The sequence below is a fragment of the Mesorhizobium sp. WSM4815 genome, from assembly GCF_055811575.1.
Window position 1 is genome coordinate 714,771 of the sequence record NZ_JBVVQS010000102.1, and the last position, 26,444, is coordinate 741,214.

The window sequence follows — 26,444 nt, forward strand, 5'->3', positions numbered from 1 at the left end:
GCGGCTATCGTGCGCCTTGTGTCAGGCCGATAGCAATGGCGATCGGGCGCCGTCGTTCAGCAGGTGTCGCAGGTAATCGTCGGGCTCCTGCGGGGCCTGAGATAATAAGTTTCGCCCATCGATATCGAGTTGAAAGCCGAACTGAAGCCAAGCCGCTTTTCACTATCCGCCGACCAGGTGATGATCGGCTCGTATCCCAGATTGCTTTCGACGCGAACGAGAAACGTGCCCTTGACCTCGAGCTGCGGTGCAACCGTGGTGACGGAGTTTTTGGCGGCGCCGGCGCTGAAGGCATCGCCGACCATCTTGCGTGACCAAGCGACCAGCACCCGCGGCGTCGGCTCGTTCGTGACCTCTATTGCGGTGATGGTGATTTCCGGGGTCGATCGGTTGTACGGCTGAAGGGTGGAGTTGCCGATCTGCATGATCGCATCGAGTTCGGCCGGCGTGACGGTCTGCTGCTGGGTGACGAGATCCGCCACCATGCTGCCGATGCGACTGACCTTCTTGTTGGTCTCGATGGCTTGCGAGGCTTCCATGGTCAAGAAGTACATCATCAGCAGGACGGGCACGATGAAGGCAAACTCAACCGCCGCGACACCGCGGCGATCACGGCAGAACCGTATGGCTTTCGCGCATATCCCAGCGGTCCTCATATGTGCCCCCGCACGCCCCATGCTATCGTCCTTTTCCCACGCAGCGGTTTGCATTTTCAGTCGTCGAACGGCTCGTTCTTCCAGGTCATCGATGCGAAATGCAGCGTGTTGCCGTCTTTCAGATTGGCCATCGACTTGGCCATGAAATCGGTCATGACGGGCCATTTGTAAAAAACCCGCAGCATGTTTATCGATTCAGCCAAGCCCGGGGATACCGTAAAAGTCGAGGGGGTCGTACCGGTCAACGCGATTTCGCCGTCTTGGATATTGAAGCCCGCCTGGGCCGCAGCGGCGAAGCTCGGATACGCGCGCAGATCCACTTCCAATCCCGGGCAGTCCTTGGCGACCATGATCTCCAGCCGGCTGCAGATCATGGACTTCAGCGTCGCCTCGGTCACGTTGGCCTGCCTTATCTGGCCAGTCCGCAGCTGGCGCGCGACATCGTCGGTGATATTGGCCATCACCTCTTGCCCGGCAAATGAAATGCAGCTCTCCAGTATGGCAAAGACGAGGAGCGCAAATGGCACCGCAAGCATCGCGAACTCCAGAGCGGTGCTGCCGCGCCGGTCGCCAAGGAAGCGCGCTGAAAGGCTTGATCGTCCTGCTTTGCTCATGTCCCGTGCCTGCCGATCCCTTAGGGGGTGTCGGGCAACATTAGCGCAAACCCATTGAAGTGCGGTTTTGATGATCGTTAAATTCGAAGGGGAGGTTTTAACAGGCCGATAACCGAAGCGGCTTTTTCAGCGAGACGAAACGGTCGGGTCGCTTACTGGCCGGCGCTCATCTCGGCTTCCGAGGTCTTCTCCGCCTCGCTTTTATATGAGCTTTCGCAATACGGCGTGCACGACATGGTCTGTATTTCGGCGCGTCGATAGATGCGCACCGAGGACGCGTCCTGTCGCACGACGGTGATCTGCTCGTCGACGATCGGACGGCCCTCCTGATCGAGGACGACGAGATTGGTGACGCCGAAGCCCTTGCCCGTCAGCACGATCGTCGAAGCATCCTGCACCGAGGCGTCGGCGATCGCCGGATTGCCGACGACGATCGTATCGGCAACGCGCGACAATTTGACGATCTTCGCCTGGTTCATGGTGACCTCGATGCCGGCGCCGGCCTTGGCCGGCACGATAAGAGCCGTGGCGGCAAGCAGCGCGGCAAACGGAAAGGACGATCTCGGCCCGGTCATTGAAGCGCTCCACGGCGGCAATTTGCTCAACGGAACATGAACGAGATTGGTGAAGCAAGGGTTAAGCGGAGGGGAGCTGTGAAGATGTAGGCTCGGCAGTTTGATCGCCTGGGAGCTGGGATCGCCAGGAGCGGCCCGCCCTCTCCTAGTTCCTCTGCACAGGCCACCATGCCTTCGTCATCCCAGGGTCTGCGCCGCGTCGCTTCGCTCCTTGCTTCGCCCTAGGATGACGAAGTCGTGGTGGTTTATGCCAATCGCCAGCGTTGGAGATTTGGCTGCCCGACCGGCCGGCAGCGAAGGTCCACAGCACTTTCAGCGGCGAATCTCAGTGGCAATCGCAAACCTCCAGGATTAGCCGAAACACCCCTCGCTTCGTCATCCCAGGGCGGAGCAGGAGCGAAGCGACGTCGCGGAGACCCTGGGATCCATGCCGTTACATCAGCCGAGGAATGCAACGGCCCAGGATAAATGCCGTGATCCTTCGCGCCCCCTCTGTCCTGCCGGACATCCCCCACGAGGGGGGAGATCGGCAGCTTCGCTGACAGCGCCTATTTATCAACGTTGGACATTAGCGAAAGCCGCAATCACGGCCAATCTCCCCCCAAGTGGGGGAGATGCCAAGTTGTTGGCAAAGAGGGGCAGGACAGAGGGGGGCGCCTCGCTCCGCCATCACGGTTCTGCACCGTCGCCAAGTTGCGCCTTTCGCAGCCTGCCGTTCCTGTCGAATCCATGGGCGTGACTTAGTCTGCGGTTAACCACGCAATGTCATCGAAGCCGGAAAGGAATCGGTAAGGCTGTTTATTAAGTCGATCGAAAGAGCTTCTCGATAGATTGGCAGTATCCGATCAGCCAACAGAGAAGTTGACGGAATTGCTGTAACACCTGGAGTAGGAGCTCTCGAATGTCTAATCTCATTGCACGTTTTGTGAAGGGCGAATCCGGCGCGACCGCCATTGAATACGGTCTGATCGCCGCTCTCATCGCGCTCGCCATCATGGTCGGCGCCGGCCAGCTCGGTACCGCGCTGGACACCAAGTTCAAGAATATCGGAACCGCGGTGACCAACGCCCCCGTCGCCCCCACCACCCCCTAAGGCAGCTAGCGGCGCTCAGCTGTTTCCAGATAAGGGCCGCCGCACTGGCGGCCCTTATCTAATCGTATCGGACCATTTGAAATTTTGGCCTCACCAATCGTTAATCGGACATGCCTAGGCTGGGGCCAGGCACAGTTTGACCACAGGCGCCGCGCCCATGCTTGAAGCCCTGATCTTCGTTGTCTTTCCGTTCTGCATGCTTTTCGCCGCGATCTCCGACATGCTGTCGATGACGATCGCCAATCGCGTGCCGGTGCTGCTTGTCGCCGTCTTCGCCCTGGTCGCGCCGCTGACCGGCATGGACTGGGCAAGCTATGGCTGGCATTTTGCCGCCGGCGGCCTGGTCCTCGCCGTGACCTTCGGGCTGTTCGCGCTCGGCGGCATGGGCGGCGGCGACGCCAAGCTGCTGGCCGCCAGCGCCGTCTGGATGGGGCTGAACATCCACCTCGTCGAATACCTCCTGGTCTCGACAGTCATCGGCGGCCTGCTGACGCTCGCCATCCTCGTCTATCGGAAATCGCCGCTTGCCGCCGTCACAAGCCACAATCCGTTTTTCCGCCATTTCGCCGACGAGACATCAGGCGTTCCCTATGGCATTGCGCTTGGCATTGGCGGCCTACTCACCTTTCCGGCTTCCCCGTTGATGGCATGGGCGCTCGCAAGCCTGGCGGCCTGATTCTTCCCGCGTCAGGCCTGCCTTTCACATTCGATTTGGCGTTTAAACAGGCGGCTTTGGCCGCCTTTTTTGCGGTCCGGACCGATGCCTCAAATTTATGTAAACCTTAAATTAATCACGATCGTAAGTATTAAATTAACCTTGTTTTGACGATTGCCGCTGCATGGTCCGGCTTGGCTAGTTTGTTTGCCAAGGACGAGGTTCGGACAGATGCCAGCATCCCGACTGATCATTCTGGGCGTGGCGGTCGCCGCGGCGGGTGGCGCAGGATATGTCGCAAAAAACATGGTGGCGACGCCGCCGCCTCAAATCGTCGATTCCGGCCCCGAGGCGCCGGCAATCGCGCTGCAGGACGTGCTTGTCCTGTCCGGCGACGTTCCGATGGGCAGTCCGCTGGAGAACAACATCAGTTGGCAGTCCTGGCCGGCCGACGGCATCAACGCGAATTTCATCACCCGCGCCGCGGAGCCCGATGCGTTGGAGAAGCTGAAAGGCGGCGTCGCCCGTGTGGCGATGTATGCCGGTGAGCCGTTGCGGCGCTCCAAGCTGATCGGCGAGGGACAGAGCTTCATGTCGTCGATCCTGCCCTCCGGCATGCGGGCCGTCGCCACAGCCGTATCGGCCGACACGTCGGCCGGCGGCTTCATTCTTCCCAACGATTTCGTCGACGTCATCATGACCCGCAGGGCCGATCCGGCAGCCGGCGGCAGCGGCTTTACCACCGAGACCATCCTCAAGAACATTCGCGTCCTGGCGATCGACCAGACCATCCAGGAGGACGAGGAAGGCAAGCGGACCAGGGTCGGCCAGACCGCGACGCTGGAACTGACACCGCAGCAGGCGGAAATCATCACCGTCGCCCAGCAGATGGCGGATCGCCTGACATTGGCGCTGCGGTCGATCACCGACACCCAGGAGAAGAATCTGGGCGAGGCCGACTATCTCGTTTCCGGCAATGGGCGGCGCGGAACAGTGCGCCTGATCAAGTCGGGCGAAGTTTCCGAAGTGGGAGCAAGGCAATGAGGCTAAACGCTGGACTGCCGGTCACACTGGCTGCGGCTCTCGGCCTGTTCCTGCTTGGAACGAATGCACATGGCCTCATCGAGGCGAATGCGGCAGGCGCCGAGGTGTCGGCTTCGACCGCCACCCAGCGCGTCAAGCTCGGTCTCAACAAATCGGTGGTCATCGACCTGCCGAGCGATGCCTACGATATTCTCGTCGCCAACCCGGCGGTCGCCGATGCGGTGACCCGCACCGCCAGGCGCATCTATCTCTTCGGAAAGGCGGTCGGCGACACCAACATCTTCGTCTTCGGCCCTAATGGCGAACAGATCGTCAGCCTCGACCTGGCGGTCGAACGCGACGTCGCCGGACTGGAAGACTATATCAGGCGCTTCATACCGTCATCGAGCATCACGGTCGAATTGCTGAACGACAACGTCGTCCTGACCGGAACCGTGGACACTCCGCTGGATGCCAAGCGCGCGGAACAGCTGGCCACCATCTTCGTGTCCGGCGGTGAAGCGACCACGGGACAGTATTCGCAGACCGCCTCCGGCGGCTCGGCCGAAGCCGGTGTCGACATCGACAATCCGGATTCCGAGCGTCGCGTCAGCCAGATCGTCAACCTGCTGCAGATCATCGGCGACGACCAGGTGACGCTGAAAGTGACGGTGGCCGAAGTCAGCCGCTCGGTGATGAAGCAGCTCGGCGTCAACCTGATCGGCAGCGGCAGCAGCAATGGCATCAGTTGGAGCGCGTTGAGCGACAATTTCACCGGCCTGGGCAAGTCGCTGTCGAACTCTGGCCTGGCTATCGGCACCTCGACGCTGGACGCCTATATCAACGCCATGGAGCAGTCAGGCGTCATGAAAACCCTGGCCGAGCCGACGTTGACGGCTGTATCCGGCGAGAAGGCGACCTTCAAGGTCGGCGGCGAGTACAATATGGTGACCGGCGTTTCCCAAGCTGTGTCCGACGATAACCAGACCGGTGTGAAGACGTATGACATCGAGAAGCTCGAATACGGCATTGGCCTGGAATTCCAGCCGGTGGTGCTGTCTCCCGGCCGCATCAGCCTGAAGGTCAGGACGTCGGTTTCCGAGCCGACGACCGAGGCATCGGTATCCTTATCCGAGGGTGTAACAAGCCCCGGCACGAACGTCCTGTCGCTCCGTAAACGCTTGGCCGACACGACGGTGGAGCTGCCTTCCGGCGGCTCGATGATGATCGCCGGCCTGGTACGGGATGACATCAGGCAAGCCGTCAACGGCCTGCCTGGGCTGACCAAGATTCCGGTGCTCGGCACGCTGTTCCGCAGCCGGGATTTCGTCCGCAACGAGACCGAGCTGGTCATCATCATTACGCCCTATCTGGTGAAGCCGGTGACGCGCAACGCCCTTGCCAAGCCGGACGACAATTTCAACGCCGCCAGCGATGGCGCCGGCATGTTCCTTGGCCGTGTCAATCGCGTCTACGGCACCATGCAGACCGACAAGCCCAACGGCCGTTACCACGGCGTCGTCGGCTTCATCTACAAGTAAGGGGGAAGCGGACATGTCTCGGTCGCCATTGAAGCCAAGGACAATCATCGCAGCGATGCGGTCCGGCCGGTCGCGGATCAGCCAGCCGGTCGTTCCGCTCCTGGCGGTTGCGGTCGCCGCATTGCTGGCGGGCTGCGCCAACCGGGACAGCATCACGGTCGGCGCTGTTCCGGACGACTATCGCACCAACCATCCGATCGTCATTGCCGAGAAAAACCAGAAGATCGACCTTCCGGTCGGCGCCGGCGATCGCGGCATGACCGGGTCGCAGCGCGACACGCTTCTCGGCTTCCTGGATGGCTATGACAAGAGCGCCGCTCCGACCTTGACGATCTCGATCCCGAGCGGTTCGGCGAACGAGATCGCCGCGACCGCGGCCGGTCGCGATTTCGCCAGGCTTGCGATTGCCAGCGGCATCAGCCGCAGCCGGATCGTCATCACCACCTACCAGTCGGCTTCGCCCGAAGCGTCCGCGCCGATCCGCGTCGCCTATGTCACGGTGAAGGCGCAGACCGGCAGATGCGGACGCTGGCCCGAAGACCTGCTGCAGACCTCGGAAAACAAGCACTATGCCGATTTCGGCTGCTCGTATCAGAACAATCTTGCCGCCCAGATCGCAAACCCTACCGATCTGCTCGGGCCCCGCAAGCAATCCGTTATCGACGCAGAAAATCGCAGCGGGGTGATCGACGTCTACCGCGAGCGAGGCATTTCGGACGAGTTCCTCGGCAATTCGGAAGTCGAGTATTGAGCTTGAGCCGCGCCAGTCACGGGAAGACAAGTCACGGAAAGAAATGACAATGAGCAATCTTGCCTACGACACGGGGTTAGACGGCGGCGAAAGCTCGCAGCAGGATGTCGCCGCCATGCAGGCGCTGCGGCCGATTCCGCGCATCTCGATCCAGGCATTTTGCGAGACCGAGGGCGTTGCCAATCCGATCGAGCGCGCCGGCGAGGATCGCCGCATGGCCAAGGCCCATCTGAAGGTCCATATGGGCGGCATCGCCACCGCCATCGAGTTCTACCAATCGGCGCCGACGCCGAACCTGATCCTGCTGGAATCGCGCAGCGAGCCGAAGCAATTGCTCGAGCAGCTGACGCAGCTCTCCGAATACTGCGATCCGACCTCGAAGGTCGTGGTCATCGGCCACTACAACGATGTCGGGCTCTATCGCGAGCTCATCCGCTCCGGCATTTCCGAATATGTCATCGCGCCGGTATCGATGGCCGATATCGTCAGCGTGATTTCGACGATTTTCGTTGATCCGGAAGCCGAGCCGATCGGCCGCTCGATCGCCTTCATCGGCGCCAAGGGTGGCGTCGGCTCCTCGACCATTGCCCATAATGTGGCCTGGGCGATGTCGTCGCTGTTCAAGTCGGAAGTGGTTGTCGCCGACCTCGACCTGGCTTTCGGAACCGCCAACATCAATTTCGATCAGGATCCGGCGCAAGGCATTGCCGAAGCCGTTTTCTCACCGGAGCGCCTCGACGAGGTCTATCTCGATCGGCTGCTTGCCCAGTGCGCCGAGCACCTGTCGCTGCTTGCAGCGCCTTCAACGCTCGATCGGGTCTACGATTTCGACCCGGAGGCTTTCACCCAGCTTATCGACACGGCGCAGCGCAGCGTGCCGCTGCTGGTGCTCGATGTTCCGCACGTCTGGACGGGCTGGACGAAGAACATACTGGTCAAAGCCGACGAGATCGTGATCACGGCGACGCCGGAGCTGGCCAATCTGCGCAACACCAAGAATCTGGCCGACATGTTCAAGCGGCTTCGCCCGAACGATCCGCCGCCGAAGCTGATCATCAACCAGGCCGGAGTGCCGAAGCGCCCGGAGATTTCGTCGTCCGACTTCGCCGATTCGCTCGGCCTGTCGCCGATGTCGGTCATTGCTTTCGAGCCGCTGCTGTTCGGAAACGCCGCCAACAACGGGCGCATGCTCGGCGAAATGGATGCCAGGAACCCGGTTGTCGGCATTATCAACGAGATTGCGCATGTGCTGACCGGGCGCAGCGAAATCAAGGCAAGAAAGAAAGCGGGCCTCGGCAATCTCCTTGGCAAGCTCTCGCGCGGCAAGAAGTGATGCTTCCGGAGCGGAATTGGTAATCGATCATGTTTGGTAAAAGAGGCAGCGACGACGGCAGCCGGTTCACCCCGGAATTCCGTCAGCCGGCACCTGCGCCTGCCGCGCCGGCGGCAAAACCTGCGGAAACGGCGGTTCTCGCCAAACCCGCACCGCCGCCGTCATCCGGCACGCCTGGCGTGTCTGCCGCGCCGCCCGCACGCCGTGCTGTCGAGGCGCCGCCATTGGCGCCGGAGCCGAAAAAGCTCCAGCGCCAAAAGAGCGAAACCTACTACGACACCAAGAGCCAGGTCTTTGCCGCGCTCATCGACACCATCGACCTGTCGCAGCTCGCCAAGCTCGATCCCGAAAGCGCGCGCGAGGAAATCCGCGACATAGTCAACGACATCATCGCGATCAAGAATTTCGCGATGTCGATCGCCGAGCAGGAAGAACTGCTCGAGGACATCTGCAATGACGTGCTCGGTTACGGGCCACTGGAGCCGTTGCTCGCTCGCGACGACATTGCCGACATCATGGTCAACGGCTCCAAGGACGTCTATATCGAGGTCAACGGCAAGGTCGAGCAGACCGGCATCCGTTTTCGCGATAACCAGCAGCTCCTCAACATCTGTCAGCGCATCGTCAGCCAGGTTGGCCGCCGCGTCGATGAATCGAGCCCGATCTGCGACGCGCGCCTTCCCGACGGCTCCCGCGTCAACGTCATCGCGCCGCCCCTCGCCATCGACGGCGCCGCTCTCACCATCCGCAAGTTCAAGAAGGACAAGCTGACACTCGACCAGTTGGTCAAGTTCGGCGCCATTTCGCCGCCCGGCGCCGAGATTCTCAAGATCATTGGCCGCGTCCGCTGCAACATCGTCATTTCAGGCGGTACCGGTTCGGGCAAGACGACGCTGCTCAATTGCCTGACCAACTATATCGACCGCGATGAGCGCGTCATCACCTGCGAGGACTCGGCCGAGCTGCAACTGCAGCAGCCGCATGTCGTGCGTCTGGAAACCCGCCCGCCCAACCTCGAGGGCGAGGGCGAGGTGACCATGCGTGATCTGGTCAAGAACTGCCTGCGCATGCGGCCCGAGCGCATCATCGTCGGCGAAGTGCGCGGACCTGAAGTGTTCGATCTTCTGCAGGCGATGAACACCGGCCATGACGGCTCGATGGGCACGATTCACTCGAACAGCCCGCGCGAATGCCTGAACCGCATCGAATCGATGATCGCGATGGGCGGTTACACGCTGCCGCAGAAAACCGTGCGTGAAATCGTGGTCGGTTCCGTCGACGTGATCATCCAGGCCGCACGCCTGCGCGACGGATCGCGGCGCATCACCCACATCACCGAGGTGATCGGAATGGAGGGCGACGTCATCATCACGCAGGACATCGTTCTCTACAACATCAAAGGCGAGGACGCGAACGGCAGGCTGCTGGGCGAGCACGTTTCGACAGGCATCGGTCGTCCGCATTTCTGGGAGCGCGCCCGCTACTATGGCGAGGAACAGCGCCTCGCCAATGCGCTCGAGGCGATGGAGAAACGCGCTGACTGATGCATTTGGAGGCGTAGGGGCCAGGGCCGATGTTTGGAATTGACGGCACCGTGTTGGCATTCATCGTGCTCGCCGGCTTCAGCGCCGGCGCGGTCGCCTATGCTTTTCTGTTCAACCGGATCAGCACCGAAAAGCAGGTCGGCAGGCGGCTTGAAACGATCAAGACCGCCGAGACGGATGGTGCCGTCGTCAAGGCTTCGCGCGATCGCGTGGCGGAAGCGGCCAAGCGGCGCAAATCGGTTCAGGATTCACTGAAGGACCTCGAACAGAAGCACAAAACCAGCCAGAGCCTCGCCAAAAAGCCGCCCCTGAAGGCCCAGATCCGTCAGGCAGGCATGAAGGTCTCGCTCGAGCGCTTCTATCTCTACTCGGCGGTTTGCGGCGTCGTCCTGACGTTTCTTGCCTATTTCGCCGGTGCGCCTTTGTATGTCTTGCCGGGTGCGCTGCTGGTCGGTGGCCTCGGCCTGCCACGCTGGTTCGTTTCGTTTAGCCGCGCCCGCCGGGTCAAGGCGTTCCTCAACGAATTTCCGAACGCGCTCGACATCATCGTGCGTGCGGTCAAATCCGGCCTGCCGCTGAACGACGCCGTCCGCCTGATCGCCAATGAATCGCCCGAACCGGTCAAGACCGAGTTCCGCCGCATCATCGATTCGCAGCAGATGGGCCTGTCGATCCCCGACGCCAGCATTCGAATGGCCGAGACGATGCCGTGCACCGAGGCGAGCTTCTTCGGCATCGTCATCCAGATCCAGTCCCAGGCCGGCGGCAATCTTTCCGAGGCTCTGGGCAATCTTTCGCGGGTACTTCGCGACCGCAAGAAGATGAAGGCCAAGGTCCAGGCGCTGTCCATGGAAGCGAAGGCGTCCGCGGTGATCATCGGCGCCTTGCCTTTCGTCGTCGCCTGTCTCGTCTACCTGACAAGCCCGAACTACATCATGCCATTGTTCACCACCAGCGTCGGCAATCTGATCCTCGGCTGCTCCGCGGTCTGGATGTCGATCGGCATCCTGGTGATGCGCAAGATGATGAACTTCGAGGTTTAGGATTTCGAGCGCATGACCGAGAACGTCGTCAAAACCCTTACCGATCCGGCATTTCTGATTGCCCTGCTGGTCGGCATTGCGGTGTTTGCCACCGTGTTCACGCTGCTGCCTGCCTTTGGCGGAAACCAGCTCAAGGCGCGCATGAAATCGGTGGCGCTGGAGCGCGACGAACTGCGCGCCAAGCAGCGTGCGCGGCTTGCCCTCGATGCCGATCGCCGCCGCAAGGGCCTGCGCGAGCAACAGTCGATCGGCATGCGCAATATTGTCGACCGGCTGGACCTCAGGCGCGCCCTGGCCGATGAAGGCACCTTGCAGAAACTCAAGGTGGCTGGCTTCCGCGGGCAGAATCCGTTGACGCGTTTCCTTTTCTTCCGTCTGATCCTGCCCTTTGTCGGCTTTGCCCTGGCTGCGATCTATCTGTTCGTGCTCGGCGGGTTGCCGGAGCAGCCGCCTCTCATCAAGTTGTTCGTCTGTATCGTCGTCGCCTATGCCGGTTTTTACGCGCCGGTGCTCTATGTCAACAACCGCGCCACCAAGCGCAAGCAGTCGATCCAGATGGCGTGGCCGGACGCGCTCGATCTGATGCTGATCTGCGTCGAATCCGGCATGTCGGTGGAGGCGGCGTTTCGTAAGGTCGCCGACGAGATCGGCGCGCAGTCGGTGGCGCTTGCCGAAGAGTTCATCCTGACCAATGCCGAGCTTTCCTATTTGCAGGAACGCAAGCAGGCCTACGAGAACCTTGCAAGCCGCACCGGCCTGGAATCGGTCAAGTCGGTGTCGCAGGCGCTGGTCCAGGCCGAGCGCTACGGCACGCCGGTGGCGCACGCACTGCGCGTGCTTGCCGGCGAAAGCCGCGACATGCGCATGAACGCCGCCGAGAAGAAGGCCGCGGCCTTGCCGCCGAAGCTCACCGTGCCGATGATCCTGTTCTTCCTGCCGGTGCTGTTCGCCATCATTCTGGGTCCCGCCGGCATCCAGGTCAGCGAGCGCGGCATTTTCGGCGACCAGCCGACATCGAGCAGCCAGTAGGCGACAATGCCTTCGGCGTCTCGTACCCGATCGTTTCGCACCCGTATGCTGGCTGCCGTCGATCTCGACGATCAGCGATCGGCTCCCCCTTCTCCCCTTGTGGGAGAAGGTGGCCGCGAAGCGGTCGGATGAGGGGTGCTCCAGCTTGGCACCGACGGCGCTCCGGCCAACACCCCTCAACCGTCTTGGCGCTGCGCGCCAATCCACCTTCTCCCACAAGGGGAGAAGGCAAGACCGCGCCGAAGCCCGTCAGTTGGTGGCGGGCTTTGTCTTGTCCTGGTCCTTGAGCTGGCTCCAGGCGTTCTGCTGGGCGAGCATCTGGCGAAGGTAAGTCACGTTCGCCTGCGCCTGTTCGGGCGACAGCTCCTGCGAGGCGATCGTCTCGGCCTCGTCGAAGCGGCCCTGCAGGCCGACGACCAGCGCCAGGTTCTGGCGGACGCGGCTGTCGGCATTCGGCTGCTGGGCGGCCGAGCGCATATAGGTTTCAGCCGTGCGCAGGTCACCTTCCAGCACATAGGACATGCCGAGATTGGAAAGGATCGAAGCTTCGTTCGGCTTGAGGTCAAGCGCCTTGCGGTAATTCTGGCGCGCCTCGTCTCTCCGGCCAAGCTGGTCGAGAATAGCGGCTTCCGCCGACACCAGCTTCCAGTCGGGATATTCCGGTGTCTGCGCGCGGCGCACCGCATCGAGCGCCGGCTCGAACTGCCCGTTGGCGGCAAGTGCCTTGCCATAGGCGGCGAGCACGTCGCGGTCCTTCGGCAGCGCGATCGCCAGTTTGCGCATCACGGCGAGCGACTGGTCGGCGTCGCCATCCATTTGCAGCGCCGCGGCGTAATTCGTCGCGATCCGCTTGTCGTTGGGGTTCTTGGCGTAGGACTGACCCAGCGCGATCGTCGCCTTGTGCAACTCGCCGGCCGACATGGTTTCCAAGGGTTTGCCGCTGGGGCGTCCGATCGAGCCGGTCGTCAGCTTGCTGGTCCCGCAGCCTGCAACGCTGGCCGCGAGCGCTATTATGAACGCCGTGGTGATCAGCCGCTTGGCCGTGGCGTTGGTCATGCGGTTGGTCGGCATCTGCACCAGGGCCTCCATTCGTCAAATTGGCTTTTACGTGGCCATCTTCCCTCTCGCAGAAATATTCTGTTAACCCTAACGGATCGTTAAAAAGCGCCGACTCGGAAGCCGGAGATCATCGAATGCCAGTCGAACTCATCGAGGGAAAACTGAAGACCACTTTGCCGGTGTATCTGGTGGCGAAGGATCGACTGGATGCGGCAGGGCTTGCCTCCTCCTCGCGCGCCTGGGCCAGGGCCAACGGCTTTTCCGGTCAGGCCGGCCGGACGCTGATCCTGCCCGACGAAAACGGCGCGCTTGCCGGCGCCCTGTTCGGCACGGGCGACGGCGAAGGCGCGCTTGCCATCGGCGCGCTGGCGAGAGCCTTGCCCGCAGGCGACTGGCATTTCGCCTCCACACTGGCCGAGCCGGAAATCGCGGCCATCGCATTGGCGCTCGGCGGCTATGTCTTCACCCGCTACGGCAAAAAGCCTGGCAAGACGCTGCGTTTTTCGCTGCCGCCCGGCGCTGAAGGGGCTTATGTTCGCCGCATCGCCGAGGGCGTTTTCCTGACGCGCGATCTGGTCAACACGCCGACCAGCGACATGGGACCTGACGAGCTGGAGAAGGCAGTTCGGACGCTGGCCGGGACGTACGACGCCGAAGTGTCGGTGACCAGGGGCGACGACCTGCTCAAGAACAATTTCCCGATGATCCATGCGGTCGGCCGCGCTTCAACAGGCGCACCGCGGCTGATCGACATGATCTGGGGACCGGAGAGCGCCCCGAAGATGACGCTGGTCGGCAAGGGCGTCTGCTTCGACACCGGTGGCCTCGACATCAAGCCGTCCTCGGGCATGCTGTTGATGAAAAAGGACATGGGCGGCGCGGCCAACGTGTTGGGCCTCGCCTCGATGATCATGGCCGCCGGGCTGAAGGTCCGGCTGCGTGTGCTGATCCCGGCAGTCGAAAATTCGATTGCCGGCAACGCCTTCCGACCCGGCGACGTGTTGGTGAGCCGTAAGGGCATCACCGTCGAGATCGGCAACACCGACGCCGAGGGACGGCTGGTGCTGGCGGACGCCCTGGCTCTGGCGGACGACGACGAGCCGCAACTGCTGATCGACATGGCGACCTTGACCGGGGCTGCTCGCGTCGCGCTCGGTCCCGATCTGCCACCGTTCTACACCGGCGATGAAGCGCTGGCCTCCGACCTGGCTGCGGCGTCCGTCGCAGTCGAGGATCCACTGTGGCGCATGCCGCTGTGGAAACCCTATGGCGCAAAGCTGTCGTCGAAGATCGCCGACATCAACAATGTCACGTCAGACAGTTTCGCCGGCTCGATTACCGCGGCGCTTTTCCTGAAGCGCTTCGTCGAGAAGACCGCCGCCTGGGCGCATTTCGACATCTTCGCCTGGAACCCGTCCGATCGTCCGTACGGTCTCGCCGGCGGCGAGGCGCAAGGCATCCGCGCGCTGGAAAGGGTGATCTCGAAACGCTACGCCTGACGGTGCGGTGCAGGACATTCTCGTGACTGAAACGGAACCGAAACAATTTGCCGTCATTGTGGCCGGATGTCGATTTCGATGCGCCCGAGCCAGGCCTTGCGACTGTGGCAGCAGGTGATGCTGTCGCAGGTGCGCGATGATGCGCCGGACCTCACCATGCGCCAGACGGCGATCCTGTTCACCATCTATCTCGATCCACCGCCGCATACGGTGCGCGGCCTCGCCGCCCGGCTCAACGTCACCAAGCCGGTGATCACCCGGGCGCTCGACACGATGGGCGCAATGAAGCTGGTTTCGCGCCATCGCGATGAGCTCGACAAGCGCAACGTGCTGGTCAAGCGAACCGTGGAAGGTGCTCTCTTTGTCGAGCGCTTCGGCGATGTTATCATCGCCAGAGCCCAGGAATTGCCCATCTGACCGAACCGCCCTTCTGACATCGAGTTGCCGATTTGACCGCTAGGGATGCCCGCCTTCACGCCTTCCGTTCCGATCTCGCCGATATCAGGCTGAAAGGCGAGGTCGCCGCCGATCGCTTCGTCGCCGGGCGGCCAGCGCGGGTTTCAGCCGCAGTGGCCGACATCCGCAAGGCGCCGCGGCCGGATGCCGGCGTCAACACGCAGCTTCTGTTCGGTGACGACGTCCTCGTCTTCGAAGATGCCGAGGGCTGGGCCTGGATCCAGTCGGAGCGCGACGGCTATGTCGGCTATGTCGCCGACACCGTGCTGGGCAGACGGGACCATGCGCCCACCCATGTCGTCTCGGTGCCGCGCACCTTCCTCTATCCGGGACCTGATTTGCGGCTTCCGCTGAGCGGGCAACTGTCGATGGGATCGGCGCTGACGGTGACCGGCGCGGCAGAAACGCGCGGCACGCATTATGCGTTGCTGCCGTCCGGCGAGGCAGTCATCTCAGGCCATCTCAGGCCTCTAGGAGAGCCGGCTGCCGACTATGTCGCGGTCGCGGAGACTTTTCTCGGCACCCCCTATCTGTGGGGCGGCGCCTCCGGCTTCGGCATCGATTGCTCCGGCCTCGTGCAATTGGCGATGCACATGACCGGCAGGCAAGTGCTGCGCGATTCCGACATGCAGGCGGCGACCATCGGCGAGCCGCTCGACCCGGGTCCGGATCTTGCCGGGTTGCGGCGCGGCGACCTGGTGTTCTGGAAAGGCCATGTCGCTGTCATGACCGATCCGGAAACGATGATCCACGCCAACGGCCACACCATGCTGGTCTCGCGTGAAGGGTTCAGGCAAGCCGTCGCCCGCATCGGCTATCTCTATGGCGGTCCGACAGCGTTTAGGCGGCCGTAATGTAGCGCTCTCCTTCTCCCCTTGTGGGAGAAGGTGGCCGCGCAGCGGCCGGATGAGGGGTGTTCCAGGGAACGCCAACGCCTCATTTCTTCCAGCACGCCCCATTCGTCTTGCCGCTTCGCGGCAATCCACCTGGCGCGGTTCTTCCTTCTCCCCTTGTGGGAGAAGGTGGCCGCGAAGCGGCCGGATGAGGGGTGTTCCAGGGATCGCCAACGCCTCATTCCTTCCAACACCCCTCATCCGTCTTGGCGCTAACGCGCCAATCCACCTTCCCCCACAAGGGGGGAAGGAAAAGAAAACGATCACCTTTTGTTCCGATTTTGCTTGGCGATTGCACGGCGCCGCGCTACCTCTGGCGGGTGACAGAGCAACCGCGCCTCGCCGAACAGAATGCCGCCGTGCGCTTGCCCGAGCCATTCCTCAAATGGTTCGCGCAAAGAGGCTGGTCGCCGCGCGCCCACCAGATAGAATTGCTGGCGACTGCCCAGGCCGGGCAATCGGTTCTGCTGATCGCGCCGACCGGCGCCGGCAAGACGCTGGCCGGGTTTCTGCCTTCACTAACCGAGTTGGCCGGGCGGCCAGGGAGAAAGCCAGGGCAGGCGCGTCGCGGCATCCACACGCTGTACATCTCGCCGCTGAAAGCGCTGGCCGTCGACATCGAGCGCAATCTCGGCAAACCGGTGGAAGAGATCGGCCTATCTCTCACCATCGAGACGCGCACCGGCGACACGCCCGCGCACAAGCGCCAGCGGCAGAAGCTGGCCCCGCCCGACATCCTTCTGACCACGCCCGAGCAACTGGCGCTGCTGATCGCTGCGCCCGACGCCAGGCGCTTCTTCGAGGATCTGCGCTATGTCGTGCTCGACGAACTGCATTCCTTGGTGACGTCGAAGCGCGGGCATCTCCTGTCGCTCGGGCTGGCTCGGCTGCGATCCTTTGTTCCCGGCTTGCCGACGATCGGCCTGTCGGCGACGGTCGCCGAGCCGGACGAATTGCGGCGCTGGCTGGTCAGCCAGAATCCACCCGGCGGCATGGCCGAATTGATCGTCGTCAGCGGCGGCGCCAAGCCCGACATCTCCATCCTCGACTCGGAACAGCACGTGCCGTGGGCCGGACATTCGGCCCGCTACGCGACACCGGAGATCTATAGCGAGATCAAGCGACACAAGACGACCCTGCTGTTCGTCAACACGCGCAGCCAGGCCGAACTGCTGTTCCAAGAATTGTGGCGGGTCAACGAGGACACTTTGCCGATCGCGCTGCATCACGGCTCGCTTGATGTCGCCCAGCGCCGGCGCGTCGAAAAAGCCATGGGCGAGAATGCCTTGCGTGCCATCGTCGCCACGTCGACGCTCGACCTCGGCATCGACTGGGGCGATGTCGACCTGGTCGTGCATGTCGGCGCACCGAAGGGTGCGAGCCGGCTGGCGCAGCGCATCGGCCGCGCCAACCACCGCATGGATGAGCCGTCGAAGGCGATCCTGATTCCGGCCAACCGCTTCGAGGTGCTGGAATGCCGGGCGGCGCTCGACGCCAATTACCTCGGCGCCCAGGACACGCCGCCGCTGGTCAATGGCGGGCTCGATGTGCTGGCGCAGCATGTCCTGGGTTGCGCCTGCGGCGCGCCTTTTCATGCCGATGCGCTGTTCCAGGAGGTGCGAACCGCCGCGCCCTATGCCGAACTCGACCGGCCGACGTTCGATCGTGTCGTCGACTTCGTCGCCACCGGCGGCTATGCGCTGAAGAACTACGAGCGCTACGCCCGCATCCGCCTGAACAAGGACGGGCTGTGGCGCGTCTCCAATCCTCGCATCGCCCAGCAGTACCGGCTGAATGTCGGCACCATCATCGAGGTGCCGGCGCTCAACGTGCGTTATGTCAAGGCCGGCAGCAAAGGCTCTGCCTCGCGCGGCGGTCGGGTTCTCGGCAAGATCGAGGAGGCGTTCCTCGAAACGCTGACGCATGGCGATACCTTCATGTTCGCCGGCAAGGTGCTGCGCTTCGAGGGCATCCGCGACAATGAGTGCTTCGTGTCGAATGCGCCCGGCAGTGACGCCAAGGTGCCCTATTATGGCGGCGGCAAATTCCCGCTTTCGACTTACCTCGCCGAACAGGTCCGCATCATGCTGGATGACCCGCAGCGCTGGAAGAAGCTGCCGGAACAGGTCGCCGACTGGCTGCGCTTCCAGGCCGACAAATCGGTGCTGCCGAAGCGCGACGACCTGCTGATCGAGACCTTTCCGCGCGGCAACCGCTACTATCTGGTGGCCTACCCGTTCGAGGGCAGGCTGGCGCACCAGACGCTTGGCATGCTGCTCACCCGCCGCCTCGACCGGGCGGGAGCCAGGCCGCTCGGCTTCGTCGCCACCGACTATGCGCTTGCCGTATGGTCGCTGGCCGATATGGGCAGGATGTTCCGGGCGAAGAAACCGTCGCTGGCCCCGCTTTTCGACCAGGACATGCTGGGCGACGATCTCGAAGCCTGGCTGGCCGACAGCTGGCTCTTGAAGCGCACCTTTCGCAATTGCGCGCTCATCTCCGGACTGATCGAAAAACGTCATCCGGGCCAGGAGAAGAGCGGCCGTCAGGTCACCGTCTCGACCGACCTCATCTACGACGTTCTGCGCAGCCATGAGCCCGACCACATCCTGCTGCAGGCGACGCGTGCCGACGCGGCTACGGGTCTGCTGGATGTCAGCAGACTTGCCGAGATGCTCTCGCGTATCCAGGGACGAATCGTGCATAAAGACCTCGAGCAGATTTCGCCGCTCGCCGTGCCGATCATGCTCGAGATCGGCAAGATGCCGGTGCATGGCGAGGCCGATGATACGCTGCTGATGGATGCCGCAACGCTGGTCGAGGAGGCCATGGGGACGAAATGACATTCGCACTCGCCATGACTGCGCTCCTGGCGGATGCCGATCCTATCGGCATCGCCGGCGAGCGTGCGATCTGCGATCGGCGCGGCGTGCTTTATTTTCCCGAGCTTCGGCTTCTGACCGTGTCCGACCTGCATCTGGAAAAGGGTTCGTCGCTGGCACGGCGCGGTACGTTGATCCCGCCTTATGATACCGGTGCGACGTTGCTGCGGTTGCAGGCGGTGATTGCCGATTATCAGCCGGCGATCGTCATCAGCCTCGGCGACAGCTTTCATGACGGCGGCGGCGCCGCGCGCATGCATGCAAGCTTTCGCGAACGCCTGGAAACGCTGATGGCCGGCCGCGACTGGTTCTGGGTTGCCGGCAATCATGACCCGGATGCGCCGGCCGACCTGCCCGGCGAGACGGTGCGCGAGCTGGCCATAGGCTCTCTCGTATTCCGGCACGAGCCTTCGGCGGTGAGAGTGGAAGGCGAGGTATCAGGTCATCTGCACCCTTGCGCCCGCATCGTGCAGCAAGGCCGCTCGGTGCGACGGCGCTGCTTTGCCGGCGACGGCGGCCGCATGATCATGCCGGCCTTCGGCGCCTATACCGGCTCGCTCAATGTGCTCGACCGCGCCTATGCCGGGCTGTTCCGCCGCGAGACGCTGATGGCCTATATGCTCGGCACCGAGCGCATTTTTGCGATTTCCCACGCGATGCTGCGACCGGGCTGAGCTGCTCTACCGGCCGTAGTAGAGGGTGACGGTGTGTTTCGCTTCGGCGAAGAACAGCCAGCGTTCGACCAGCATGCCGGCGAATTGGGCTGATGTGGCGAGTGCCGACGGCACCGCCGCATAGGGCCATGGCAAGGCGAATGCGGCAATCAGCAGCAAGACGGGCAGAGCGAAGGCCAGCACTTGCGTGATCTGGCGCAGCCGCGCCTTGTGCTTGCGGGCGATGCGAAAGCCCATCTCCTTGAGCAGGTAGTTTTCTTCGGTGTGCGGCCATTCCAGCGACCGCACCGTACCGCCGGCAAGTCCGGTCGCGGTGTTGGCGTTGGTCGGGATTTCCAGCCTGTCATTGTAGCGCCAATTTGCCAGCTTCCAGCCCCAGCCGAGCAAGGTCAGCAGCACGCAACCTGTCAGAACGATAGTCGAGCCGAGGGCGAAGCCCTGCAGCAGCGCGTTGAGAAGCACACTGCCGCTCATCGCCGAAAAGATCAGGTAGCCGGGCAAAGTGAAGCGGCTGTGCCACTGGGCGATCGGCTTCAGCGAGGCATAGATCATGCCGGTGGTGCAGACGGTGGCGACCGCGCCGACCGCAGCCAGCAGCCCGGCGACGGCCACCCAGCCGTTTGTGCGGCCGAGGAACAGCCAGCCGACGGCGAACAATCCCGCCGGCACGAAGGTCGCGACCGAGGCAACGCCTTCGCGCGACAGCCATGAGCTGCGCCATTGCGAAAATGCTCTCCATGCGCGTTCTGGTCGGCCGAGATGGTCGGCCGACGACAACAGGCCGGCCGAGATCAGGCCGAGAGCCAGCCCCATGCCGACGAGGCCGAGCCAGAAGTCAGGCGGGACAAATCCTTGTCCGGCCAGCACGCCGAGCAGCGCGAGCAGGCCGTAACCGGCGCCCGTGGCAGTGGTGAAGAAGACGACGGAGAAGGCTGGATGCATGGATGCTGATCAATGCGAAAGCATGCTGTCGACCCAGCCGAGGAAACCGCCTTCGGCCCGCACCGGTTCGAGCCTCGGCGCCGGCACCGATGCAGCGCGCGGCGTGTGGGCGCGCGGCGGCAAATATTTGTTGGTCGGGTGATAGCCGAGTTCGGGCATCAGGTCGACGCCGCCGCGTTCGGCCACCAGTTGCGAGATCGCCGATGCCGGGTCGCCGAGATCGCCAAAGTGCCGCGCGCTGGTCGGACAGGCGGCGACGCAGGCCGGCACGCGGTCTTCTTCCGCCAGATTGTCGTTGTAGATGCGGTCGACGCACAGCGTGCACTTCTTCATCACGCCGACATCGGTGTCGAACTCACGCGCGCCATAAGGGCAGGCCCAGCTGCACAATTTGCAGCCGATGCACTTGTCTTCGTCGACCAGCACGATGCCGTCCGAGGCCCGTTTGTACGAGGCGCCGGTCGGGCAGACGGTGACGCAGGCCGGTGTCTCGCAATGCAGGCAGGAGCGTGGGAAATTGACCGTGCGCCCACCCATCTCCGTCATGTGCTCATAGCTGTGCACGCGGTTGAACCAGACCCCATCGGCATCGCCGCCATAGGGATCGATGTCGGTCAGCGGCGCCATGTGGCCGCCGGTGTTCCATTCCTTGCAGGCGGTAACGCAGGCCTGGCAACCGACGCAGGTGTCGAGGTCGATGACCAGGCCGAGCTTCTTGTCGGTATGGGCGGGAAGGCAGGTCATGGTCTGGAAGCTTCTCTTGCCCGGCGAAACTCGGCGCCAAAACTGAGCTTGTCGGGCGAGGGTTTGAAATGCGGTGGCTGCCGGAAGCGCTCGAACTGCGGCTCGGTGAAGCCGGCTTCTTCAGCCGCGCATTTGACAATGCGGACGCGCAGGTCGAACCATGCCGCCTGGCCGGTGACCGGATCGGAATTCGAGTAGCGCTTGCCGTTCGCATCGGCAGAGATCTGGTCGCCGATGATGTGGTTGAGCAGGAAGCCGCGGTTGGATTCGGCCGCGTCGTCCTTCAGGCCCCAGCTGCCGCGCCGCTTGCCGATCGCGTTCCAGGTCCACACCGTGTCGGCGTTGACCCCGTCGACCAGCTTGATCTGTCCCTTGACCCTGCCGTTGATGCTCTCGATCCAAACCCAGTCGTCATCGGCAAGCCCGAGGCCGGCGGCGGTTTGGCTGTGCACGAACAGCCGGTTCTGGCTGGTGATCTGCCTGAGCCAGGCGTTCTGCGAGCCCCAGGAATGATACATGTGCATCGGCCGCTGCGTCAGCGCATGCAGAGGGTATTTCTCAACGTCGACAACCGCCTCCTCGAAGGGCGTGTACCAGAACGGCAACGGGTCCATATAGGTTTCGATGCGGCTGCGCTCCGCCTCCGGCGGCAGCACCCTGCCATGGCCGCGCGCGGCGAGGCGAAACCGCTGCATCGGCTCGGAATAGAGCTGGAACACGATCGGCTCGGCCTTCGGGATGAAACCCATGGTCTCGGCAAACTCGAGGTAGGATCGGTTGGCCATCTTGTAGTAGCGCTGGTCGTCGGCAAAATCGTGGTGCCAGAAGCCGCCATTGTCGATGTAGCGCTGAAGCTGGTCGGGATTGGCATCGCCCCTGCCGATCAAAATCCCGTCCTTGCCGCGCCAGCCGGCGAGCGGGCCGATGCCTGGCGTGCGCTCATGATTGACGATGTAATCGGCATAGTCGCGGTATTTGGCCGAGCCGTCGTCGGCGACGAAGCCGGGCAGGCCGAGCCGCGCGCCGAGATCGATCAGCACCGTCTGGAACGCCCGCACGTCGCGGTCCGGCTCGACAACCGGATGGCGGATGGCGTCACCCGGTCCATCGGCGTGGCTGATCGGCCGGTCGAGCAGGCTGATGCAGTCATGACGCTCGAGATAGGTCGTGTCGGGAAGCACGAGATCGGCGAACGGCACGGTCTCGGAATAATAGGCGTCGGAATAGATGATGAACGGGATCCTGTACTCGCCTGACGCATCCATATCGGTCAGCATCGCCATCGTCTCGACGGTATTCATCGACGAGTTCCAGGCCATGTTGGACATGTACATGAACAGCATATCGATCCTGTAGGGATCGCCGGCCCAGGCGTTGCGGATGACCGTGTGCATGAGCCCGTGTGCTGCCAGCGGCGCATCCCAGGAATAGGCCTTATCGATGCGGATCGGCGTGCCGACGTCATCGACCAGCAGATCGTCCGGGCCGCAGACGAAACCGAGCGGCATGCCTTCGAGCGGCGTCATCGGCCTGACGTCCTTGCCCGCCGGCTTCGGCCCCGGCGGCGCCGACCGCGGATAAGGCGGCTTGAAGCGAAACCCGCCGGGCACGTCCACCGTACCCAGGAGTACTTGGAGCAGGTGGATGGCGCGGCAGGTGTGAAAACCGTTCGAATGGGCCGAGATGCCGCGCATCGCGTGCATCGACACCGGCCGGCCCTTGATCGTCTCGTGTCGGCGGCCGGCCCAGTCGGTCCACGCCACCGGCAGTTCGATCGCCTGCTCGAAGGCGACATGCGCCAGTTCGGCGGCGATGCGGCGGATGGTGTCGGCGGTAACGCCGCAGCGTTCGGCGACCGCATCGGGAGAATAACTCTCGTGCAGGTAGCGGTCTGCGATAAGCTGGAAGACCGGTACGCAGCGGCGGCCATCGACCTGGAAGTTGCCGGTCAGCGCCGGCTTTGCGTCGGTATCGGTGGCGCTGACGGAGACTTTGGCCAGCCTGTCCCAGGCCAGCGGATTGCCGCCGCTGTCGCGTGCGAACAGCCCGTCATCTGCTGCACCCGGCTCCTGGATGACGAGGACATGGGCGTTGGTGTAGCGCAGCAAATAATCGAGATCGACGCGGCCGGCCTTCAGCAGTTCATGGATGAGAGCAAACACGAACAGGCCGTCGGTGCCGGGCCGGATGCCGATCCAGTCATCGGCAATGGCGTTGTAGCCGGTGCGGCATGGATTGATCGAGACCACCTTGGCGCCGCGCGCCTTGAGCTTGCCGAGACCGATCTTGATCGGGTTGGAATCATGGTCCTCGGCGACGCCGAACAGCATGAAGTATTTGGTGTTGTCCCAGTCGGGTTCGCCGAACTCCCAGAACGAGCCGCCGATCGTATAGAGCCCGCCGGCCGCCATGTTGACCGAGCAGAAGCCGCCATGGGCGGCGAAATTCGGCGTGCCGAACTGGCTCGCCCACCAGCCGGTCAACGATTGCGACTGGTCCCGGCCGGTGAAGAAGGCGAGTTTCTTCGGATCGGTGCGGCGGATTTTCGAAAGCCGTTCCGTCGCGATCGAGAAGGCCTCCTCCCACTCGATCTCGCGAAATTCTCCCGAGCCGCGCGGACCGCTGCGCAGCAACGGTTTCTTCAGCCGGGCCGGGCTGTAGTGCTGCATGATGCCGGCGCTGCCTTTGCCGCACAGCACGCCGCGATTGACCGGATGGTCCTTGTTGCCGTTGATGTAGCGGACCTTGCCGTCCTTGATGTGGACGTCGATGCCGCAGCGGCAGGCGCACATGTAGCAGGTGGTCTTGGCAATGCTGTCGGAGACGTCAGGTGAGGTATCGACGCCGTCGCCCTCGTCGGGCGCGCGGGTGTCGGCAAGCGACCGTTGGGACGGTGCGGAATTGGCGCCGCGCAGCGGTCCGTGGTTCATGATTCGGGGCTTTTGCGGTCTACGAATTTGGCTCTCGTCTTCGGCCCGGGGCCGCGCATGTAGTGTTCTTCCGGATGATAACGGTCGTCGGCAAGCCGACGCCGCAGACCGCGGGTCCAATGGGCAAACAAGGATTTGAACCGCCCGATCACTTTTCTACCCGTTGCAGTTTGGCCGCGATTTTTTTCCAACTCCTCCGGGAAAATTAGAACAAAGCAATCGATCTGTCTAACAAGTTGCTCTTGTAATTCCAATCGAACTTGTTTCTTAATTCTCCGCATGACCCTGGACCAACTGCGGATATTCGTTGCCGTCGCCGAACGGGCGCACATGACCAAGGCGGCCGAACTGCTGGGCATTTCCCAGTCGGCCGCCTCGGCCGCCATCCGCTCGCTCGAACAGCAGCATGGCGTCCAGCTGTTCAACCGGGTCGGTCGCAACATCGAACTGGCGCAGACCGGGCGCAGGTTTCTGCCCGAGGCCAAGGCCGTGCTCGAACGGGCGGCTGCCGCCCACGACGTGCTGGAGCACGTCTCGCAGACGATCACCGGCAGCCTTTCCATCGCCGCCAGCCAGACCATCGCCAGCTACTGGCTGCCGCGCCGGCTGGCCTCCTTCCACGAGGCCTATCCCGCCGTCAGGCTGAGCGTGACCATCGGCAACACCAGGCAGGTTGAGACCACCGTACTCGACGGTACGGCTGATTTTGGCCTGGTCGAGGGGCGCACTGAATCGGACATATTGCGGCGCGCCAAGGTCGATGTGGATCGCCTGATGCTGGTCGTGGCACATTCGCATCCCGAGATCGCCGAAGTCTCGCGCGGGCATCCCGATATCAGGGAACTCCGCTGGATCATCAGGGAAGGCGGATCGGGCACGCGCGAGGTGCTGGAAGATCTTGCCCGCCGCGAAGGGATCTCGTTCGCGGACCTGCGGATATTCCTGGTGCTGCCGAGCAACGAGGCGGTCCGTCAGGCGGTCGAGGCCGGCGCCGGCGCCACCATCATTTCGGAGCTCGTTGTCGAACGCGCGATCGCCGAGGGCAGCCTGCGAGCCGTGCCGATCGATCTCCCAAAGCGCGATTTCGCCATGATCACGCATCGTGACCGGCAGGCAAGTCTGGCCCAGATGGCGCTCAAGGCGCATCTGGGCGCGAGGGCCGGCGAGACCGTCCGCGGGTAAGCCGGGTCAGCCGAATTTCCGCTGCGCATCGAGCGCCAGCCCAAGCCCGACCGAGCCGAACATATCACCTTCGATGACCGACGCCTGCGGCACCAGGGCCACTATCTGCTGCCTTGCCAGCGGGATGGCGGTCGATCCGCCGGTCAGGAACACCGCGGTGATGTCGGACGGTTTCACCTGCGCGTCGCGGATCGTCTCGCCAACCGTCGCAGCCACCCGTTCGATGTCCCTGGCGATCGTGTCGTCGATCCCGGCGCGCGTAATTTCGGTCGCAAACTTCGCTCCCGTCAGCGCGACCATCACCTCGGCGGACGGTTGCTCCGTCAGCTCGATCTTGGCCCTCTCGACCAAAGCGGCCAGCGCGTGCCCGTAACGATGCTCGACGATGTCGATGAAGCGGTCGACCAGGTCGGCGCGTTCCGCCTCGTAGCGGATTTGGCGCAGATGCGTCATCGCGCGGGCGGTGTAGACCAGATTGATGCGCTGCCATGTCGCCAGGTCGATGAAGTAGCTGGCCGGCAAGTTGCGCTTGCCGTCCTTGGTCGGCGAGAGGTAGCCGAGTTGCGGCATCACATGGGCGATGCTCAACAGCCGGTCGAAGTCGGTGCCGCCGATGTGGATGCCTCGGCTGGCCAGGATGTCGTCCTTGCGATCGAGGGAGCGGGCGCGCTGCGGCGAGACCCGCACGATCGAGAAATCGGACGTGCCGCCGCCCATGTCGACGATCAGCGCCAGCTCTTCGCCCGTCACCGTCTGCTCGTAGTCGAGCGCCGCCGCGATCGGCTCGAACTGGAAGGCGATATGCTTGAAGCCCTGGCTGCGGGCCGCGTTTTCGAGTTCACCTTCGGCCTTGGCATCGGCCTCGGCATCGTCGTCGACGAACTGCACGGGACGACCGAGCACCACGCTTTCAACCGTATCGTCCGCATCCTCTTCCAGCCTTTCCCTGAGGTGGCCGACGAACAGGCCGATGATCTCGGTGAAGGCGATCGATCGGGTTTTGATGCGCGTCTTTTCATGGACCAGCGTACCGCCGAGTACGCTCTTCAGCGAGCGCATTAGGCGACCTTCGATGCTGTCGGTATAGTTGGCGATGGCGCGGCGCCCGAAGTAGGTGCGGTTGTCCTCGAAATTGAAGAACACCGCGCTGGGCAGCGTCACCTCGCCGTCTTCCAGCGCCACCAGTTGCGGCTGCCCGTCCCTGATCACGCCGACGGTGGAATTCGAAGTGCCGAAGTCGATACCGCCGAATGCTGGTCGCATCGCAAAGTCCTGTATTTTTTATTTGGGGAGCGACAGCCGGTGTTCGGCCGGGCCGGGGTCGCG

The 26,444-nt window shown here is 63.1% G+C and carries 23 protein-coding genes; 15 read left to right on the top strand and 8 right to left on the bottom strand.

Annotated elements, in window-relative coordinates; all coding sequences use genetic code 11:
* Positions 1-56: 56 nt before the first annotated feature.
* The 3 genes from AC0L2B_RS32155 to AC0L2B_RS32165 form a co-directional block, all read right to left on the bottom strand.
* A complete protein-coding gene (locus tag AC0L2B_RS32155) occupies positions 57-677 on the bottom strand; it encodes a TadE/TadG family type IV pilus assembly protein (protein ID WP_473748281.1) in 621 nt (206 codons plus the stop codon).
* Between the two features lie 35 nt (positions 678-712).
* Positions 713-1,270: a TadE/TadG family type IV pilus assembly protein gene (locus AC0L2B_RS32160; RefSeq protein WP_023802142.1), complete on the bottom strand. Its 558-nt coding sequence runs from the start codon at positions 1,268-1,270 to the stop codon at positions 713-715.
* A gap of 152 nt (positions 1,271-1,422) precedes the next feature.
* Positions 1,423-1,845: a pilus assembly protein N-terminal domain-containing protein gene (locus AC0L2B_RS32165; protein ID WP_473584982.1), complete on the bottom strand. Its 423-nt coding sequence runs from the start codon at positions 1,843-1,845 to the stop codon at positions 1,423-1,425.
* 901 nt (positions 1,846-2,746) lie between these two features.
* On the opposite strand from AC0L2B_RS32165, the gene AC0L2B_RS32170 reads away from it, so the two are divergent.
* From AC0L2B_RS32170 to AC0L2B_RS32210, 9 genes are all read left to right on the top strand, one after another.
* On the top strand, positions 2,747-2,938 hold the full coding sequence (locus AC0L2B_RS32170) for a Flp family type IVb pilin (RefSeq protein WP_473748196.1): 192 nt from the start codon (positions 2,747-2,749) through the stop codon (positions 2,936-2,938).
* Between the two features lie 157 nt (positions 2,939-3,095).
* A complete protein-coding gene (locus tag AC0L2B_RS32175; protein ID WP_473748197.1) occupies positions 3,096-3,614 on the top strand; it encodes an A24 family peptidase in 519 nt (172 codons plus the stop codon).
* A gap of 210 nt (positions 3,615-3,824) precedes the next feature.
* Positions 3,825-4,637, top strand: coding sequence for a Flp pilus assembly protein CpaB (gene cpaB / locus AC0L2B_RS32180; protein ID WP_473748198.1), 813 nt, complete (start codon positions 3,825-3,827; stop codon positions 4,635-4,637).
* Positions 4,634-6,157, top strand: a complete 1,524-nt coding sequence (locus AC0L2B_RS32185; RefSeq protein WP_473748199.1) for a type II and III secretion system protein family protein — start codon at positions 4,634-4,636, stop codon at positions 6,155-6,157. Before cpaB ends, AC0L2B_RS32185 begins: the two co-directional genes overlap by 4 nt.
* A gap of 13 nt (positions 6,158-6,170) precedes the next feature.
* Positions 6,171-6,908 (top strand): CpaD family pilus assembly protein, encoded by a 738-nt coding sequence (locus AC0L2B_RS32190; RefSeq protein ID WP_473748200.1) that lies wholly within the window; start codon positions 6,171-6,173, stop codon positions 6,906-6,908.
* A 49-nt stretch (positions 6,909-6,957) separates the two neighbouring features.
* Positions 6,958-8,241: a CpaE/TadZ family protein gene (locus AC0L2B_RS32195; protein WP_208602567.1), complete on the top strand. Its 1,284-nt coding sequence runs from the start codon at positions 6,958-6,960 to the stop codon at positions 8,239-8,241.
* A 29-nt stretch (positions 8,242-8,270) separates the two neighbouring features.
* Entirely contained in the window at positions 8,271-9,785 is a 1,515-nt protein-coding gene (locus AC0L2B_RS32200; protein ID WP_473510190.1) for a CpaF family protein, read from the top strand.
* A gap of 29 nt (positions 9,786-9,814) precedes the next feature.
* Positions 9,815-10,828 carry a type II secretion system F family protein gene (locus tag AC0L2B_RS32205; protein ID WP_473748201.1) on the top strand — a complete coding sequence of 338 codons (1,014 nt, stop codon included), beginning with the start codon at positions 9,815-9,817 and terminating at the stop codon, positions 10,826-10,828.
* A 12-nt stretch (positions 10,829-10,840) separates the two neighbouring features.
* The gene (locus AC0L2B_RS32210) at positions 10,841-11,857 is read left to right on the top strand and encodes a type II secretion system F family protein (protein ID WP_287055824.1); all 1,017 of its coding nucleotides are present in this window, start codon (positions 10,841-10,843) and stop codon (positions 11,855-11,857) included.
* A 249-nt stretch (positions 11,858-12,106) separates the two neighbouring features.
* Here AC0L2B_RS32210 and AC0L2B_RS32215 read toward each other — a convergent pair whose 3' ends face one another.
* Positions 12,107-12,928, bottom strand: coding sequence for a tetratricopeptide repeat protein (locus AC0L2B_RS32215; protein ID WP_473748282.1), 822 nt, complete (start codon positions 12,926-12,928; stop codon positions 12,107-12,109).
* A 122-nt stretch (positions 12,929-13,050) separates the two neighbouring features.
* On the opposite strand from AC0L2B_RS32215, the gene AC0L2B_RS32220 reads away from it, so the two are divergent.
* From AC0L2B_RS32220 to pdeM, 5 genes are all read left to right on the top strand, one after another.
* A complete protein-coding gene (locus AC0L2B_RS32220) occupies positions 13,051-14,415 on the top strand; it encodes a leucyl aminopeptidase family protein (RefSeq protein ID WP_473748202.1) in 1,365 nt (454 codons plus the stop codon).
* 66 nt (positions 14,416-14,481) lie between these two features.
* Positions 14,482-14,832: a MarR family winged helix-turn-helix transcriptional regulator gene (locus tag AC0L2B_RS32225; protein ID WP_095493569.1), complete on the top strand. Its 351-nt coding sequence runs from the start codon at positions 14,482-14,484 to the stop codon at positions 14,830-14,832.
* Positions 14,833-14,864: 32 nt separating this feature from the next.
* Positions 14,865-15,725 carry a C40 family peptidase gene (locus AC0L2B_RS32230; RefSeq protein WP_473748203.1) on the top strand — a complete coding sequence of 287 codons (861 nt, stop codon included), beginning with the start codon at positions 14,865-14,867 and terminating at the stop codon, positions 15,723-15,725.
* A 359-nt stretch (positions 15,726-16,084) separates the two neighbouring features.
* Positions 16,085-18,607 carry a ligase-associated DNA damage response DEXH box helicase gene (locus tag AC0L2B_RS32235; protein ID WP_473748204.1) on the top strand — a complete coding sequence of 841 codons (2,523 nt, stop codon included), beginning with the start codon at positions 16,085-16,087 and terminating at the stop codon, positions 18,605-18,607.
* Entirely contained in the window at positions 18,604-19,320 is a 717-nt protein-coding gene (pdeM, locus tag AC0L2B_RS32240; RefSeq protein ID WP_473748205.1) for a ligase-associated DNA damage response endonuclease PdeM, read from the top strand. The genes AC0L2B_RS32235 and pdeM overlap by 4 nt, the downstream gene beginning before the upstream one ends.
* Positions 19,321-19,326: 6 nt before the next feature.
* Here pdeM and AC0L2B_RS32245 read toward each other — a convergent pair whose 3' ends face one another.
* The 3 genes from AC0L2B_RS32245 to AC0L2B_RS32255 are packed head-to-tail and all read right to left on the bottom strand — an operon-like array spanning position 19,327 to position 23,936.
* The gene (locus tag AC0L2B_RS32245; RefSeq protein WP_473748206.1) at positions 19,327-20,262 is read right to left on the bottom strand and encodes a dimethyl sulfoxide reductase anchor subunit family protein; all 936 of its coding nucleotides are present in this window, start codon (positions 20,260-20,262) and stop codon (positions 19,327-19,329) included.
* 9 nt (positions 20,263-20,271) lie between these two features.
* Complete coding sequence (locus AC0L2B_RS32250; protein WP_473748207.1) at positions 20,272-21,006, bottom strand: 4Fe-4S dicluster domain-containing protein; 735 nt, start codon at positions 21,004-21,006, stop codon at positions 20,272-20,274.
* A complete protein-coding gene (locus AC0L2B_RS32255; protein WP_473748208.1) occupies positions 21,003-23,936 on the bottom strand; it encodes a molybdopterin oxidoreductase family protein in 2,934 nt (977 codons plus the stop codon). Before AC0L2B_RS32255 ends, AC0L2B_RS32250 begins: the two co-directional genes overlap by 4 nt.
* 279 nt (positions 23,937-24,215) lie before the next feature.
* Between AC0L2B_RS32255 and AC0L2B_RS32260 the strand changes: the two genes are divergently transcribed.
* Positions 24,216-25,118 carry a LysR substrate-binding domain-containing protein gene (locus tag AC0L2B_RS32260; protein ID WP_473748209.1) on the top strand — a complete coding sequence of 301 codons (903 nt, stop codon included), beginning with the start codon at positions 24,216-24,218 and terminating at the stop codon, positions 25,116-25,118.
* 6 nt (positions 25,119-25,124) lie between these two features.
* On the opposite strand, the gene AC0L2B_RS32265 is transcribed toward AC0L2B_RS32260, so the two are convergent.
* Positions 25,125-26,381, bottom strand: a complete 1,257-nt coding sequence (locus AC0L2B_RS32265) for an Hsp70 family protein (RefSeq protein ID WP_473748210.1) — start codon at positions 26,379-26,381, stop codon at positions 25,125-25,127.
* Positions 26,382-26,444: the final 63 nt, after the last annotated feature.